12 protein-coding genes are annotated in these 16962 nt (G+C 71.5%); 2 read left to right on the top strand and 10 right to left on the bottom strand.

The window, feature by feature from the left end:
* Positions 1–98 precede the first annotated feature (98 nt).
* The 7 genes from H9622_RS14480 to H9622_RS14450 form a co-directional block, all read right to left on the bottom strand.
* Positions 99–1295, bottom strand: a complete 1197-nt coding sequence (locus H9622_RS14480) for a sugar ABC transporter permease (protein ID WP_225222165.1) — start codon at positions 1293–1295, stop codon at positions 99–101.
* A 47-nt stretch (positions 1296–1342) separates the two neighbouring features.
* Entirely contained in the window at positions 1343–2269 is a 927-nt protein-coding gene (locus H9622_RS14475; RefSeq protein WP_191767129.1) for an ATP-binding cassette domain-containing protein, read from the bottom strand.
* Between the two features lie 32 nt (positions 2270–2301).
* On the bottom strand, positions 2302–3393 hold the full coding sequence (locus H9622_RS14470; protein WP_225222149.1) for a sugar ABC transporter substrate-binding protein: 1092 nt from the start codon (positions 3391–3393) through the stop codon (positions 2302–2304).
* A 9-nt stretch (positions 3394–3402) separates the two neighbouring features.
* On the bottom strand, positions 3403–4590 hold the full coding sequence (locus H9622_RS14465) for an ROK family transcriptional regulator (protein WP_318247134.1): 1188 nt from the start codon (positions 4588–4590) through the stop codon (positions 3403–3405).
* Between the two features lie 143 nt (positions 4591–4733).
* On the bottom strand, positions 4734–6092 hold the full coding sequence (locus H9622_RS14460) for an MFS transporter (protein WP_191767127.1): 1359 nt from the start codon (positions 6090–6092) through the stop codon (positions 4734–4736).
* Positions 6093–6211: 119 nt separating this feature from the next.
* Entirely contained in the window at positions 6212–7087 is an 876-nt protein-coding gene (locus H9622_RS14455) for an NYN domain-containing protein (protein WP_191767126.1), read from the bottom strand.
* 1 nt (position 7088) lies between these two features.
* Complete coding sequence (locus H9622_RS14450; RefSeq protein ID WP_191767125.1) at positions 7089–8090, bottom strand: Gfo/Idh/MocA family protein; 1002 nt, start codon at positions 8088–8090, stop codon at positions 7089–7091.
* 83 nt (positions 8091–8173) lie between these two features.
* Here H9622_RS14450 and H9622_RS14445 point away from each other — a divergent pair, with 83 nt between their 5' ends.
* The gene (locus H9622_RS14445; RefSeq protein ID WP_191767124.1) at positions 8174–9502 is read left to right on the top strand and encodes a M20/M25/M40 family metallo-hydrolase; all 1329 of its coding nucleotides are present in this window, start codon (positions 8174–8176) and stop codon (positions 9500–9502) included.
* On the opposite strand, the gene H9622_RS14440 is transcribed toward H9622_RS14445, so the two are convergent.
* Entirely contained in the window at positions 9475–10863 is a 1389-nt protein-coding gene (locus H9622_RS14440; protein ID WP_404802874.1) for an O-acetylhomoserine aminocarboxypropyltransferase/cysteine synthase family protein, read from the bottom strand. The two genes, H9622_RS14445 and H9622_RS14440, sit on opposite strands and share 28 nt — an antisense overlap.
* 73 nt (positions 10864–10936) lie before the next feature.
* On the opposite strand from H9622_RS14440, the gene H9622_RS14435 reads away from it, so the two are divergent.
* A complete protein-coding gene (locus H9622_RS14435; protein ID WP_318247133.1) occupies positions 10937–11803 on the top strand; it encodes a sulfurtransferase in 867 nt (288 codons plus the stop codon).
* Positions 11804–12047: 244 nt separating this feature from the next.
* On the opposite strand, the gene H9622_RS14430 is transcribed toward H9622_RS14435, so the two are convergent.
* Both H9622_RS14430 and hrpA read right to left on the bottom strand, forming a co-directional pair.
* Positions 12048–12989 carry a quinone oxidoreductase family protein gene (locus H9622_RS14430; RefSeq protein WP_191767121.1) on the bottom strand — a complete coding sequence of 314 codons (942 nt, stop codon included), beginning with the start codon at positions 12987–12989 and terminating at the stop codon, positions 12048–12050.
* Between the two features lie 29 nt (positions 12990–13018).
* The gene (gene hrpA / locus H9622_RS14425) at positions 13019–16933 is read right to left on the bottom strand and encodes an ATP-dependent RNA helicase HrpA (RefSeq protein ID WP_191767120.1); all 3915 of its coding nucleotides are present in this window, start codon (positions 16931–16933) and stop codon (positions 13019–13021) included.
* Positions 16934–16962 lie beyond the last annotated feature (29 nt).

Here is a 16962-nt window from a genome sequence, read left to right as displayed (position 1 = left end):
CGGTGGGAACGGTCACACCGAGCCATTTCGCACAACGAATCGTCGGGGTGCGTCGAAACGATACGACGACGAATTTGCGCTCTGAACCCAGAGTCGCGTCAGGCGAGGCCCGTGGCTGCCCGCGCGCGACGCGAGATCGAGTCCACGATGACCGCCAGCACGAGCACAACGCCGGTGATCATGAACTGCACCGAGGAGTCCAGGGTCAGCAGCGTGAGGCCCGACGAGATGGACTGGATGACGATGATCCCCAGCAGTGCGGAGAACGCCGACCCGCGGCCGCCGAAGAGGCTCGCACCGCCGATGACCGCCGCGGCGATCGCGTTGAGATTCACATCGCCGGTTCCCGAGCTCTGACCGGCCGAAGCCAGCCGCGCCGCGGCGAGTATGCCCCCGACGGCGGCGAGCATCGAGCACATCGCGAACACCGAGAGATAGATGCGGTCGACCCGGATGCCGGCGCGCCGCGCGGCCTCGACGGAACCGCCGACCGCGTACACCGCGCGGCCCCAGCGGGTGCGCGTGAGCACGAGGTTCATGACCACGACGAGAGCGATGAAGAAGACGAACATCACGCCGACACCGCGGTGGAGGTTCAAGTACCACACGGTCGACAGCAGGAACACCAGCAGCCCACCACTGCGCAATCCGATGTCGAGGTTGCTCTGACTCACGAGGTTGGCCGCCGCGCGTCGTCGCGCGCGGCGCAGCAGCACCCAGGCGTACGCGCCCACCGACAGGACGACGAGAAGATATGCCGCCCAGTGGGGCAGGAACCAGTCCTGCGCGAATTCGACGATCCAGGAATCGAACGGGAGCCCGATCGTGCCCGTGTCGCCGAGCACCCACAGCTGGAGCCCGAGGAACCCCAGGAGCCCCGCGAGTGTGATCACGAAGCTGGGCAGCCCGAAGCGGGTGTACAGGAAGCCGTAGAGGAGGCCGACGAGGCATCCGACGCCGACGGCGGCCACGAGTGCGAGCACGAGAGGCCAGTTCAGCTGCACGAAGGTGACGGCCAGGACGGCGGCGGCGAGGCCCGACACCGACCCCACGGACAGGTCGATCTCGCCCAGCAGCAGCACGAGCACCACCCCGAGCGCGATCGTGCCGATCGCAGCGCATTGCATCGTGAGATTGACGACGTTCTCGCTCGAGAGGAACACCGGGTTGAGCGCCTGGAAGATCAGCCAGATGACGATGAGCCCGCCCACCACGGGCGCTGCCCCGAGGTCGCCTCCGCGGATGCGAGCGAACAGCGACTCGACCGCTCCGCGCAGGCCCTCGACGCTCAGCAGCCGCGGGTCGGCGTCCGCGCCGGGTGCGAGCGGATGCTGATCGCGGCTCACGGACGACCGTCCTTCGGTGGCGACGGACGGCGCGGCCGCGAGCGCGGCATACGGATGATCTCGGCCGCCGGTCCGTCGTCGTCGGCTGACTCGCCTTCGACGGGGGTCTCCGAGGGCGACGCGCTCGTCGCGACCCGCTCGGCGGCCGTGCGCGCAGCCGAGTTGTCGGCGGCGCCGGTGATCGCGGCGATGAGCGTCTGGCTGGTGACCTCGGCGACGTTGTACACCCCGTTGTTGCGGCCCAGGCGCAGCACGACCACGCGATCCGCCACGGCCATGACGTCGGCCATGTTGTGACTGATGAGGATCACCCCGTGCCCGCGCTCGCGCAGACGCTCGATGAGGTTCAGCACCTCGGCGGTCTGTGCCACGCCGAGAGCTGCCGTCGGCTCGTCGAGGATCACGATGCGCGGATCGCCGATGAGCGACCGAGCGATCGCGACGGTCTGGCGCTGGCCGCCCGACAGTGACGCCACGGGGATGCGCACGGAGGGGATCTTGGCGGACAGCTCTCGCAGGAGCGTCCACGTGCGCTGCTCCATGTCGACCTCGTCGAGGCCCAGGCCGTCGCGCAGCTCGCGCCCGAGCCACAGGTTGGCGACGACGTCGAGGTTGTCGCACAGGGCGAGGTCCTGGAAGATCGTGGCGATCCCGAGATCCTGGGCGTCGGCGGGGCTCGGGATGTCGACGAGCGCACCGTCGAACTCGATCGTCCCGGCGTCGGGCGCGTGCACGCCGGCGAGCACCTTCACGAGCGTCGACTTGCCGGCGCCGTTGTCGCCGACGAGCGCGACCACCTCACCCTCGTTGACCCAGAAGTCCACGTCGGTGAGCGCTTTGACCGCGCCGAAGTGCTTCCCGATGCCGCGCATGGTGAGCACGCGCTCGCGCGAGCGCCCCGCCCGCGGTTGTGTCGTCGACATCCGCTCATGCCCTCCTCGCCAAGGTCAGGACCTTACCCGATGCCCGCGGCTTCGCACGCATCGGCGTACTGCGGGGTGCAGATGTCCGCCACGGTCCAGAACCCGTCGGCGACGACGGTCTCGAGGATGTTGTCGACGGTCACCGCCACAGGGTCGAGCAGCGTCGTCGGCACACCGTCGACCCGCATGGGCGCCGTCACCTCCTCGCCGTTCAGCAGGGCGACCGCGACCTCGGCGGCCAGCTCCGCCTGCGGTTTGATCGCCTTGTAGACGGTCATGTGCTGGTCGCCCGTGATGATCCGCTGCAGCGCCGACAGCTCGGCGTCCTGACCGGTCACGACAGGGAACGGATCGACGTTCGCGGCCTTGAGCGCCGCCACCGCGCCGCCGGCCGTGCCGTCGTTGGCCGCGTAGACGCCGACGATCTCGTCGCCGTGCTGCGCGATCTGCGCCGCGACCCACGCCTGCGCCTTGTCGGGACTCCAGTCCGGGGTGTCGTACTCGGCCAGGACGTCGAGCCCGCTCGCGTCGATGAGGCGGTGCGCTCCCTCGCGGAACTGCGCGGCGTTGCTGTCGGTCGGCGAGCCGTTGACCATCAGGATGCCGCCGCCCCCGGCATCCTCGACCGCATCGACGAACTCCGCGGCCTGCAGCTCGCCGACCTTCTCGTTGTCGAACGAGACGTAGTACGCGAGGTCCCCTCCGGCGATCAGCCGGTCGTACGAGATGACGGGCACGCCCTTGGCGTTCGCGGAGCGCACGATGGTGACGGCGGCGTTGGCGTCGACGGCGTCGAGGACGAGCACGCCGGCGCCCGCCGTGAGCGCGGATTCCGCCTGCTGCTGCTGCTTCGCGGCGTCCTGGTCGGCGTTGGAGTACAGCACGTCGTAGTCGCCGAGCTCGGCGACACGCGCCTCGAAGAACGGCCGGTCGAACGTCTCGTAGCGCGCCGTCTTGGCGTCGGGCAGCAGGAGCGCGATGGAGTCCGACCCGCTGCTCGACGAAGGTCCGGGCCGGGAGTCCGCGCACGCGGCCGCGCCACCCGTGACCGCGAGCAGCAGCGCCGTCATGGCCGCCGCGCGCCCGATCGCCTTCCTCAGAACCTCTCGTCCTGATCCCGACATCGCCACGCCCTACGCCGAATGGGGGAGGGCTTGCGCGTCCACCGTCACGTGGTCGAGGGCGATGGCGATGGCGCCGCGGGTCTCGGCCCATTCCCCGAACGAGGCGCCGACGATCTCCGGCAGTCCGCCGGCAGAGGGCAGCGCGGTGCGCTCCAGCGAGTGCCGCATCGGCGCCATGAGGATCTCGCCCGCCTGGGCCAGCTCGCCGCCCATGACGATCAGCTCAGGGTCGAAGAGATTGCACAGGCTCGCGGCGGCGATGCCGATGTGGCGTCCGGCGTCGGCGATGACCCGTCGCGAGCTGCCGTCGCCCGCCTCGGCGGCCTGGAGCAGATCGCCGAGCCGCTGCATGCCTTCACCGGCGGGGAACAGCGACAGCAGCGCGGGACCGCCGGCGTACGTCTCGAGGCACCCGCGGTTGCTGCACCGGCAGATCGGGCCGTTCTCGTCGATCGTGACGTGGCCGATCTGGCCGGCCTTGCCGTTGACGCCGCGGAAGAGGTCGCCGCCCACGATGAGGCCCGCGCTGATGGTGTGCCCGACACGGATGAACACCGACGAGGATGCCTCGCGCCCACTGCCTTCGCGGGCTTCGGCGAGGCCGCCGAGGTTGGCCTCGCTGTCGACATAGACCGGACGCCCGATGCGGGCCGAGAGGCTCTCGGCGACGTCGACGCCCTCCCAGCCGCGCAGCAGCCCGGGCGTCGACACCATGCCGGTTCGGGGATCGATCGGCGCGGGAAGAGCCAGGCCGACCGCGAGCAGGTCGGACAGCGAGCCCCCGAGCGACTCCATCATGTCGCCCAGGAGCAGGCTGAGGCGATCGAGCTCCGCGTCGTGGCGGTGATCGAGGGCGAGCGGAAGCGACGACTGCGTCACGATCGCGCGCGCAGTGTCGGCGATCGCGATGTGCAGCTGACGCGAGCTGAAGTGCACGCCGGCGACGAGTCCGAGCTGGCGGGCGAGCGACACCAGCGTCGCGCGGCGACCGCTGCGCGACGTGAACGAGGTGTGCAGCAGGCCGGAGGCGGTGAGCTCCTTGACGATGTTCGACACCGTCGCGGGGGACAGGCCCGTCGAGCCGGCCAGCTCTACCTGGGTCAGGCGGCCGTGGCGCTTGAGCGACTCGACCAGGCGCGCGCGATTGGCCTCGCGGAGCGAGGTCTGCGAGCCGGGAGGCGGGTTGCGGCGTGCCACGAACCACACTGTACCCGACGCGTGATTCCCCAGATCAGGGGCGGCTCCGGGCATTCGTCAGGGCCCCGCGGCATTCGTCGGGGCCCTTCGGGCAGAGAGGAGCGGATGCCCCGTCGCAAGGGAACGAGGCATCCGCTCGGCTCTCACACCGCGGCGCGATCGGCGGCCAGCCGCTCCTCGTCGACGCGGTCGAGGTCGTGGAGCGATGACCCCTTCGTCTCGCGCATGGAGACGACGGCGACGAGGGTGATCGCCGCGGCGATCGCGAGGTAGACCGCCACCGGCTGCCACGTGCCGTACTGCTGGAGCAGCGCAGTCGCGATGATCGGCGCGAGCGAGCCCGCCACGATCGACGTGACCTGGTAGCCCAGCGAGACCCCGGAGTAGCGCATGCGCGTCGGGAACATCTCCGACATGATCGCCGGCTGCGGGGCATACATGAGCGCGTGGATCATCAGGCCGAGGCAGATCGCCGCGATGATGATGATCGGGTCGCGTGTGTCGAACATCGGGAAGGCGATGAAGCCCCACGCCGCCGCCAGGACGGTTCCTGCGAAGTACACCGGCTTGCGGCCGACGCGGTCGGCGAGCGCGCCGACCAGCGGGATCACCACCATGTGCACGATGTGCGCGATGACGAGGTAGCCGAGGATCGCGGCGACGTCGAGCTGCAGCGCGGTGCGCAGGTAGACGATCGAGAACGTCACGACGAGGTAGTACATGATGTTCTCGGCGAATCGCAGGCCCATGGCGGTGAGCACCCCGCGGGGGTAGCGCTTGATGACCTCGACCACGCCGTAGCGCGTGTGCTTCGACTCCTCGGCCTGCTTCTGCGCCTCGGTGAAGATCGGGGCGTCGGTCACTCGCGTGCGGATGTAGTAGCCGACGGCGACGATCACGACGGAGAGCCAGAAAGCCACACGCCAGCCCCACGAGAGGAACGCCTCGGGCGAGAGCGTGTTGCTCAGGACGAGCAGCACCACGGTGGCGAGCAGGTTGCCGAGCGGCACCGCCGCCTGGGGGAACGACGCCCAGAAGCCGCGCGAGCGGTCGGGGGAGTGCTCGGAGACCAGCAGCACGGCGCCGCCCCACTCGCCGCCGACGGCGAAGCCCTGGGCGAAGCGCAGGAAGAGCAGGAGCCCGACGGCCCAGTACCCGACCTGGTCGAACGTCGGGAGGCAGCCCATCAGGAACGTCGCGACGCCCACGAGGATGATCGCGAGCTGCAGCAGCTTCTTGCGGCCGTACTTGTCGCCGAAGTGCCCGAACACGATGCCGCCGAGCGGACGCGCGACGAAGCCGATGGCGTAGGTCGTGAGCGCGGCGATGATCGGGGTGTACGGGTCGTCCGACGGCGGGAACATGACCACGTTGAAGACCAGAGTCGCCGCTGTCGCGTACAGGAAGAACTCGTACCACTCGACGACGGTGCCCGCCATCGATGCGGTGACGACCCTGCGCAGACTGGACTGCTGGTCGGGGGATGCCGTGGCTGATGCCATGCGCTGATACCTCCTCGTAGAGCGCGATGCGGCCGAGAGGCCGCCGGAGCGACGCTACATGAAGGCGGATTCAGGTTTCAAGGACGCCGGATGAGAATGTCCTCACGTGTGGCGGACGCCTACGCGCGGTCGGCGGCGAGGCGGATGAGCACGATGTTGCCCGAGTCGTCCATCTCGGCGACAGCGGGGTGCGCGCGCACGAACTCCGTGAAGCTCTTGTGGCCCAGCGCCTTCTCGCTGAACGCCGGATCGAGTCGCTTGATCAGGCTCTTCACCTCCGACGCGTGCTGCCACTCGACGTCTTCCTTGTCGCTCTCCAGCCGCAGCGCACGCTCGAGGAGGGCCTCGACCGGATCGGGCGCGGCGGCCTTGCGGGACCGCCGGCGCGACGGCGTCGAGTCGTCCTTGTCCTTCTTCGCCGGCTCGGGCGCGGCGACGCCGGGAAGGGCGTCGTACGAGTCGAACTGGTCGCAGGCCGCGGCGAGCGACTTCGCCGTCGACCCCGCGACGCCCACGCCCACGACGAAGCGGCCGAGGCGCTTGCAGCGCTGGGCGAGCGGCACGTAGTCCGAGTCGCCGGCGACGATCACCACGTGAGTGAGGTCGGGGAGGCGGAACATGTCTTCCACGGCGTCGACGGCGAGCCGGATGTCGGCACCGTTCTTCGCGTACGCCGCGGCGGGGAACAGCTGCACGAGGTCCACCGCGCGCGCGACGAGCTGCGAGCGGTAGACCGCGTTCACCGGCGACGACCAGTCGGCGTACGCGCGGGTGAGCACCAGCGTGCCGAACGACGTGGCGTAGTCGATGATCGCGCCGACGTCGATCATGGCGGCGGCGAGGCGCTCGGCGATGGCCGGGTCCGCGGCATCCGACATGATCTTCTGCCGGTCGCGCGAGTACGAGTTCTTGCCGTGGACGCGGTCGTACCAGCTCATGACGATGTTGTCGAAGTCCAGGTAGACGGCGACGCGGGCGTTCTGCAGGTCGGTCATGTCACTCCTCGCCGGGGTAGCGCACGCCGATGAGCTCGCGGATCTCGTCGAGCGTCGACATGATCGCCACGGTCTCGTCGATCGGCAGCACGTCGCTGTCGGTCAGGCCCGCCGCCACGAGGCGTTCCGCGGCGAGCGCCTGGAACTGCATGCCACGGCCCTTGATCGCGGACGCATACTCCTCGAGAGTCCTGCCGTCGGGCGCGACGAGGCGGAAGGACGTCGCGTTGTACCAGACCGAGGCGATGTCGATGCGGCCCTCGGTGCCGATGATCGAGGCGGTGTTGGGACCCGCGGAGCGCGATCCCGAGATCGAGGTGGACAGGGCGCCGGAGGCGTGCGACATGATCGTCGCGACCTCGGTGTCGGCGCCGGTCTCGCCGAGCCGCGCAGACGCGGTGATGGCGAGCGGTTCGCCCAGGATGTCCCACGCGAACGAGATCGGGTAGATGCCGAGGTCGAGCAGTGCTCCGCCGCCGAGCTCCAGGGCGTTCAGGCGGTGCGCCGGGTCGTCGGAGATCTTCTGGGTGTGATCGGCCATCACGATCCGGATGTCGCCGAGCGCGCCCGAGGCGACGACCTCGCGGATGCGGATCATGTGCGGCAGGTAGCGCGTCCACATCGCCTCCATCGCGAGCAGACCCCGCTCTGCCGCCACGTCGCGCACCGTGGCGGCCTCGACGCCGGTGAGGGTGAACGGCTTCTCGACGAGGACGTGCTTCCCGTGCTCGAGCGCGAGGATCGCCTGCTCCGCGTGGAACGGATGCGGCGTCGCGATGTAGAGGATGTCGACGTCCGGGTCGGAGACGAGGGCATCGTACGACCCGTGCACGTGGGCGACCTCGAAGTCGGACGCGAAGGAGCCTGCCGAGTCGGCGCTGCGGGATCCGACCGCGACGAGGTCGAGGCCGGCGGTGCGCAGATCGGAGGCGAAGGCGCGTGCGATGCCGCCCGGTCCGAGGATGCCCCAGCGCAGGCCGGGCGAGGGGGAGGAAGAGGTCATGGTCCCGAGCGTAGCGACCGTGCGGGCGGCGCGGGGCACGCCCCCGCCTCGGGCGGCGCACCCCGCCGGATTAGGCTCGGGGCGTGGCATCCCCCGTCGATCGCTTCCGCGAGCTCCTGCGCATCCCCACCGTGTCGCACGCCGACGAGTCCGAGACCGACTGGGCGGCGTTCGACGCCTTCCAGGAGACGCTCGAACGGCTGTACCCGGCGGTGCACGCGTCGCTCCGGCGCGAGGTCGTCGACGGCCATTCCCTCTTGTTCCGCTGGAGGGGGGCGGATGCTTCGGCACCGATGGTGCTCATGGCCCACACTGACGTCGTCCCCGTCGTCGAGGCGGAGTGGGACCGCGCCCCGTTCGCCGCGGAGATCGCGGGTGAGGGAGCGGAGGCGGCGATCCACGCTCGCGGCGCGATCGACGACAAGGGTTCCCTCGTCGCGATCCTCGAGGCCGTCGAGCAGCTCGCGGCCGAGGGCTTCGCGCCGGCGCGCGACGTGTATCTCGCGTTCGGTCACAACGAGGAGACGGCCGGGGGCGGGGCCAAGGCCATTGTCGAGGTGCTGCGGGGACGCGGCATCCGTCCGGCTCTCGTGCTCGACGAAGGCGGAGCCGTCGTCGAAGGCGTGATCCCCGGCGTCACCGTGCCGACCGCCATGGTCGGGGTCGCGGAACGCGGCGTGATGACCCTGCTGCTCACCGCCCGCGAGAGCGGCGGGCACGCATCAACGCCGCCCGCGGTGCCGGCGACGGCGCGCCTCGCGCGGGCCATCGACCGGCTGCACCGGCATCCGTTCCCGACGCGTCTCGCCCCGCCGGTGCGCGCGATGCTCTCGACCATCGCCCCGCACGCCCCTCAGCCCCTGCGCTCGCTCTTCCGCAGCCTCGCCGTCACCGGGCCGCTGGTCGCGACCGTGTTCGCGCGGCTGGGACCGGAGATGAACGCGATCGTCCGGACGACGGCCGTCGCGACCGAGCTCAGCGGCGCGCCGGGCGAGAACGTGCTCGCGACCACGGCGAACGCGTCGATCAACGTCCGGCTGCTCACGGGCGACACCGTGTCGGGCGCCACCGAGCGCGTGCGTCGCGTCGTGGGCGACCCCGAGGTCGAGATCGACGTGCGGCACGGCTCCGACCCGTCGCCGGTGTCGCCGTGGCAGGGCGACGCGTGGCGACGCCTCGCGACCGCCGTCGCCTCGTCGCTCGGCGAAGACGTGGTGACGACCCCCTACCTGCAGCTCGGGGCGAGCGACAGCCGCTGGTTCACCGCGATCTCGGAGCACGTGTACCGCTTCACGCCGTTCCACCTCACGCGCGCCGAGCGCGACGCGCTGCACTCGCACAACGAGCGCATCCGCGTGGACGTGTGGCTTCGCGGGATCGGGTTCTACCGGGCGCTGCTCGCCGCGAGCTGAGACGCGGATGCCGCGGCCGCAGCCCGGGCGGCCGGAGAGGTCGTCACGCCGACGAGCGCCTGCGCGAGGTCGGCGACGATGTCGGCCGGGTCTTCGAGGCCGATCGAGAGGCGGATCGTCGTCGGGGTGATCCCGGCGTCGGCGAGCTGCGCGGGTGACAGGTGGCTGTGCGTCATCGACGACGGGTGGGCGACCAGGCTGCGGGCGTCGCCGATGTTGGCGACGAGCTTCACCAGGCGCAGGCGCGCGATGAACGCCTCGACGAGCGCGAAGTCGGCCTCGGCGTCATCGCTGCCCGGCAGATCGAACGCGAAGACCGAGCTCGCGCCGCGCGGCAGATACTCCATCGCGAGGGCGTGCCACCGACTGGACTCCAGCCCGGGGTGGTGCACGCGGGCGACGGCGTCGTGGCCCTCGAGGAACCGCGCGACCTCGAGCGCGCTGGCGGAGTGGCGCGCGATGCGCAGGTCGAGCGTCTCGAGGCCCTGCAGCAACTGGAACGCATTGAACGCCGACAGCGACGGGCCGAGGTCGTGAACGTACTTGGTCTTCACCAGCGCGATGTAGGGCGACCCGGTCGCGCCGAACCGCTCGACGAGGCTGCCGGTGGGCACGCGGGGGTAGGTGCGGGTCAGCTGCGGCCACCGCTCGGGCTCCGCCGTGAAGTCGAAGGTGCCGAGGTCGACGATCACGCCGCCGAGCGACGTGCCGTGTCCGCCGAGGAACTTCGTCGCCGAGTGCACCGTGATGTCCGCCCCGAGGTCCTTGACCCGCTGCAGGTACGGCGTCGCGACGGTGGCGTCGATCACGAGCGGCACCCCGGCGCGATGCGCGAGGTCGGCGACGGCGCGCACGTCGAGCACCTGGGCGATCGGGTTGGTGATCGACTCGGCGAAGAACGCGCGCGTGGTGGGACGCACGGCCGCGGCCCAGGCATCCGTGTCGTCCTGATCCACGAACGTGACCTCGATACCCCAGTCGGCGAAGGTGTCCTGCAGCAGGTCGACGGTGCCGCCGTACAGCTGACGCGCGGCGACGATGTGCTCGCCCTGCCTGGCGAGCGCGAGCAGCGCGATGGCCACGGCCGCCTGCCCCGACGCGACGCCGGCGGCGGCCACCCCGCCCTCGAGCTCGGCGACGCGCTTCTCGAAGACGAGCACGGTCGGGTTCGCGGCGCGACTGTAGATGTTGCCGTCGCGGCGCAGCGCGAAGAGGTCGCGGGCCTCGCTCAGCGACCGGAACTCGAACGCGTTCGACTGGTGGATCGACGGCACGGCGGTGTGCTCGGCGATGCCGGCGTCGTAACCCGCCTGCACCTGTGCCGTCGCGAACGCGCGAGAGGACGGGGACATGCGATCCATTGTCGGGTCGTGCGGCGCCCGGGACCCGCCTGTGTCGAACTGTTGCACGCCGCATGGATGTGAGGATGGAGGCGTGGCCCAGCTGATCACCCCCGCAGAACTCGACCACCGCCTCTCGTCTCGCGACGGAGTGCGCGTGCTCGACGTCCGGTATCGCCTCGACAAGCCGGACGGCCGCCCCGACCATCTCGCCGGTCACATCCCCGGCGCCGTCTACGTCGACCTGGAGTCCGAGCTGTCGCGTCACGGTCGCGCCACGGACGGCCGGCACCCGCTTCCCGCTCTCGACGACCTCCAGGCGGCGGCCCGTCGCTGGGGACTGCGCGCCGGGGACACCGTGGTCGTCTACGACGACGCGCGCTCGCTCGGCGCGTCGCGCGCGTGGTGGCTCCTCACACGGACCGGCGTGGCCGACGTGCGCCTGCTCGACGGGGGGTTCGGCGCCTGGAAGGCAGCCGGGCTCCCGGTCGAGGAGGGCGTGGTCGAGCCTGATCCGGGCGACGTCGTGCTGCAGCCGATCTCCGAGCCCGTGCTGTCGATCGACGAGGCCGCAGCGCTGCCGTCGGAGGGCGTGCTGCTCGACGTGCGCGCGCCCGAGCGCTTCCGCGGCGAGGTCGAGCCGATCGACCCCATCGCCGGGCACATCCCCGGTGCCGTGAACCTGCCGACGACCGACTACGTCGTGGCGGATCGATTCCGGGATGCCGCGGCCCTCCGCACTCTGTTCGCCGAGGCGGGCCTCACGCCCGGCGTCGCGGCGGCGGCGTACTGCGGGTCGGGTGTCACGGCCGCGCAGGCCGTGTTCGCCGCGGAACTCGCGGGGCTCGACCTGCGCATCTACCCGGGTTCGTGGAGCCAGTGGTCGAACACCCCGGGACGCCCGATCGCGACGGGACCGGAGCCGGCCGCACGACCTGCGACGGCACATCAGGACAGGTGAGCCGCGCCCGCTTGGCCCGGGGCTTTCGCTCGCCCGCGCGGCATCTGCTCACCTGTCACGAAGTGCCCCCTGCGGCGGCACATCAGGACAGGTGAGCCGCGCTCGCTTCGCGCGGGCTCTGCTCGCCCGCGCGCGGCATCTGCTCGCCTGTCACGAAGCGCCGCTTGCGCCGGCACATCGCGACAGGTGAGCCGCTCGCGGCTGCGCGGAAGAACGCCACCCGGGACCGGCGGCGGCGGTGCGGCTACGGGACGAGCGTGATCTTGCCGTCGACTCCGGCCTCGACCGCACGATGCGCGTCGACGGCGTCGGCGAGCGGGAACGACGGGCCGAGTTCGACGGTGAAGCGTCCGGCGGCCAGCAGCGCGAGCACGACGGGCACCGCCTCTCCCCGCCACGCCTGCTGCTGAGCGGTGAGGGGCACGGGCGAGCCGCCCGAGAAGGCGCGGATGCCGAGGGAGGCGGCATCCCGACCCCTCACGAGCGTCGCGATGCGGGACCTGTCGGCGACCAGCTCGGTCGAGGTCTGCAGCGCCTCGTCGGTGCCCGCGGCGTCGATCGCGACCGTGATGCCCTGCGGTGCGAGTGCGCGCACGCGGTCGGCGAGTCCGTCGCCGTACGGCACGGGCGTGGCGCCGAGCGCGCGCACCGCCTCGGCGCGCCGGGGCGATGAGGTGGCGATGACGGTGGCGCCCCACAGCACGGCGAGCTGGATCGCGGCCTGTCCCACGGAGCCAGAGCCGGCGTGCAGCAGGAGGGTGTCGCCCGAGCCCACCGAGAGCGAGCGGAGGGTCTGGTAGGCCGTGCCGACGGGTATCCCGAGCGCGGCGCCGGTCGCCGCGTCGACCTGCGGCGGACGGGAGTGCACGCGGTCGGCGGACACAAGGAGGTCGGAGGCGTACGCGCCGGATGCACCGGAGAACACCACGGCGTCGCCCGGCCGGAATCCGTCGACGCCGTCGCCGACGGCGGTGACGATTCCGGCGCCGTCGTTGCCGACGCGGCGCGGCTCGACGATGTCGGCCGACGCGCGCTTGCCGGAGCGGAGCTTGGCATCGATCGGGTTCACCCCCGCCGCCTCGACGCGGATCGCGACCTGGCCGGCCGCAGGGGTGGGCGCGGAGATCTCGACGGCGTGGAGGACCTCGGGTCCTCCGAACTCGGTGTAGACGATCGCAGTGGCCATGGCTGGGGCAACCTCCTCGTTCTGGAACCCTATTCCCGCAGCGCCTTCTGGATGCGCTGCAGCGACACCGGCTCGGCGGTGCCGAGCTGCTGGGCGAACAGGCTGACCCGGTACTCCTCGAGCAGCCAGCGCGTGCGGTCGAGCGCCGGAGCCTGGCCCGCCGGCGGCGGCACCACGCCGCCCGCCTCGGCGAACGCCGCTGCCGCCCGCTCGAATTCCGACATGCGCTGGCGGTCGCGTCCCGGGTTGTCGGCGAGGGCCTTCACACGGTCGAGCGCGCCGCGCAGATAACGCGGCAGGTGCGCGAGCCGGGTGGTGCCGGTGCGCGAGATGAAGCCGGGGAACACCAGGCCCGCCACCTGGCTCTTCACGTCGTTCAGGGCGCCGAGCAGAGTGAGCGAGTTCTGGCCGCGCACGGCTCGCTCGACCTCCCGCGCCGCCGTCAGGATCTTCGCCGTCAGCGACACGGTCTGGAAGAGCTCGTCCACCACGACCGACGAGAGCGCGTCGCGCACCGCATCGAAGCCGGCGCGCGTGCGCACGACGCCGTCGGGCGCGGTGCGCGCGATGACAGCATCGGCGACCGCCACGCGTGCGTCCTCGACGAGCGCCTTCGCGGACGGATAGGGGGATGCCGCGAGCGCGAGCTTCTCCGCCGAGGTGAGGTGGTCGAGCACGTAGGCCGAAGGGGAGGGCACCGCGAGCAGGAGCAGTCGCCGGGCGCCGGCGTGGGTCGCCGTCACCGCGGCCTCGGGGGTCGCCTCGATGCGGAGGGCGACCGTCGCGCCCTCGTCGACGATCGCGGGGTAGCCACGCACCACGCCGCCCGCGACGCGGGTGTCGACGACGTCCGGGAGATCGCCGAACGTCCACTCGGTGAGGCCGGTGCGCTCGGTGAAGGTCGAGGTCGTGCCTGCCGCAGTCGGTGCTGACGGCGACGGTGCGGCGGGCCCGCGGCGGTTCGGCTCGCCCCGCTCGCTCAGCGACCGGGACACGGCCGACCGCGCCCGGTCAGCGAGACGGCTCTGGAGCGCCGTGAGATCGCGGTCGGAATCGACGGCCCTGCCGCGCCCGTCGACGGCGCGGAACGACACGAGCAGGTGGCCGGGCACCCGGTCGAGCTCGAAGTCCGCGGCCGTCACCGGCTGGTTGGCGACGCGCTGGATGCGCGCGGCGAGCGCCTCGCGCAGACCCGTCGGCGGGAGTCCCTCGTGCGACTCGGGGCCGTGACCTGCGAGCTCTGCGCCGAAGGTGGCCGCCCAGTCGGCGGCCGGGACGACGTGCCGGCGGATCGCCTTCGGAAGCGCGCGCAGCAGCGCCGTGATGAGCTCGTCGCGCATCCCGGGCACCTGCCAGTCGAAGCCATCGGGGCGCAGCTGGGCGAGCAGGGCGAGCGGCACGACCGCGGTCACCCCGTCGTCGGGCGCGCCGGGCTCGAACCGGTAGGCGAGCGAGAGCACCTGGTCGCCCTGCTGCCAGCGCGCGGGGAAGTCGCGCTCGTCGCCGCGCGACGCGTCGTCGACGAGGTCGGCCTCGGTCATGTCGAGCAGTCGCGGAGTGCGCTCCGCCGTGTCGCGCCACCACGCCTCGAACGAACGGACGTCGAAGACGTCGCGGGGGATGCGGGCGTCGTAGAAGCGGTACACGGCCTCGTCGCCGACGAGGATGTCACGACGTCGTTCGCGCTCCTCGATCTTCTCGAGGCGGCGGCGCAGTTCGAGGTTGCGCCGCTCGAACGCCGTCAGCCGCTTGTCGAGGGCCGAGACATCCCACTCGCCCTCCACCAGCGCATGCCGCAGGAACAGCTCGCGGGCGAACGGCCGGTCGAACCGCGCCAGCTGCACGCGGCGTCGCGGCACGATGTCGACGCCGAAGAGCGTCACCTTCTCGTAGGCGGATGCCGCGCCCGAGGCCTTCGACCAGTGCGGCTCGCTCAGCTGGCGCTTCGCGAGGTCGCCGGCGAGCGGCTCCGCCCACTCCGGGTCGATCGCCGCCACGGTCCGCGCGAACAGGCGGGACGTCTCGACCACCTCCGCTGCCATGACCGCGGTGGGCCGCTGCTTCTTGAGGCCCGAGCCGGGGAAGATCGCGAAGCGGGTGCCGCGGGCGCCGAGGTATTCGGCGGACCGTCGCTCGGGGCGCTCGGTGCCGCGTCCGCCGCGGTGGGCGGTCTTGGCGGTGGTGCGGTCATCGAGGATGCCGATCTGCGACAGCAGGCCGGAGAGGATCGCGCGGTGGATGTCGTCGGGATCGGCGGTCGGGCCGGTGGCGGCCGACGCCTTGCGTGAAAGGCCGAGGATGGCGCTGAGCTGGCGGTGCACGTCGGCCCACTCGCGCACGCGGACGTAGTTGAGGTGCTCCTGGCGGCAGAGACGCCGGAACGCACTCGAGCCGAGTTCGGCCTGCTTCTCCTGCAGGTGGTTCCAGAGGTTGAGCAGGCTCAGGAAGTCGCTCGTCGGGTCGGCGAAGCGGGCATGCAGCCGGTCGGCCTCTTCGCGGCGCTCCTCGGGGCGCTCGCGCACGTCCTGGATCGACAGGCCCGCGACGATCGCCAGCACGTCGCGCAGCACGTTCGTGCGACGTGCCTGGATGAGCATGCGCGCGAAGCGGGGGTCGATCGGCAGGCGGGCGATCTCGCGACCCAGGTCGGTGAGCGCGGGGGAGCCGCCGCCACGTCCGGCGCGCACGGCGCCGAGTTCGACGAGCAGGTCGAACGCCGCCTTCACGCCCCGGGAATCGGGCGGCATGAGGAAGGGGAACGACGAGATGTCGCCGAAGCCCAGCGACAGCATCTGCAGGATGACCGAGGCCAGGCTCGTGCGCAGGATCTCCGGCTCGGTGAACTCGTCGCGCGCGGTGAAGTCGTCTTCGGCATAGAGGCGGATGGCGACACCCGGGCTCGTGCGACCGGCGCGTCCGGACCGCTGCTGCGCCGACGCCTGCGAGATGGGCTCGATGGGCAGGCGCTGGATCTTGCTGCGGTTGCTGTAGCGCGAGATGCGGGCGGTGCCGGTGTCGACGACGTAGCGGATGCCGGGCACGGTGAGGCTCGTCTCGGCGACGTTGGTCGCGAGGATCACGCGGCGGCGCACGCCGGCGACGGCCGACCGCTCGAACACACGGTGCTGCTCCGCGGCGCTGAGCCGTCCGTAGAGCGGGAGCACCTCGGTGGGAGCGGCATCCTTCGCATACATGCCGCGCACGGCATCCATCGCGTCGCGGATCTCGGCCTCGCCCGGCAGGAACACCAGAACGTCGCCTGCGGGCTCGCGATCGAGCTCGCGCAGCGCGGTGGTGATGCCGTCGACATCGTCGGACTCGTCCTTGCCGGACGGCGACGGCGGGCGGTAGCGCACCTCGACGGGATAGGTGCGGCCCGAGACTTCGATGATCGGGGCGGGGGTGCCGTCGGCTGCGGCGAAATGCTTGGCGAAGCTCTCGGGATCGATCGTCGCGCTGGTGATGACGACCTTGAGGTCGGGGCGGCGGGGGAGCACGCGCCGGAGGTAGCCGATGAGGAAGTCGACGTTGAGCGAGCGCTCGTGCGCCTCGTCGACGATGATCGTGTCGTAGCGCGTCAGCAGCCGGTCGCGGTGGATCTCGTTGAGCAGGATGCCGTCGGTCATCAGCGCGATGCGCGTGTCGTCCGACACCTTGTCGGTGAAGCGCACCTTGTAGCCGACGGTCGTGCCGAGCGGGACCTGGAGCTCCTCGGCGACGCGTTCGGCGATGGTGCGGGCCGCGATGCGCCGCGGCTGCGTGTGGGCGATGCGGGTGCGGCCGAGCTCGAGGCAGATCTTCGGCAGCTGGGTCGTCTTGCCCGAGCCGGTCGCGCCCGCGACGATCACGACCTGGTTCTCGCGGATCGCGCGCGCGATCTCGTCGCGCGCGGTGCTGACGGGCAGCTCCGGCGGGTACGAGATGACGGGTTCGGGCGCAGACATAGCCCTCCATCGTATGACGGCGGTCCGCT

It is taken from the genome of Microbacterium gallinarum (genome assembly GCF_014837165.1).
In the GTDB taxonomy this organism is placed as follows: Bacteria; Actinomycetota; Actinomycetes; order Actinomycetales; family Microbacteriaceae; genus Microbacterium; species Microbacterium gallinarum.
The sequence above is the reverse complement of the archived record's forward strand: the minus strand, read 5'-3'. Positions and strand labels throughout refer to the sequence as shown.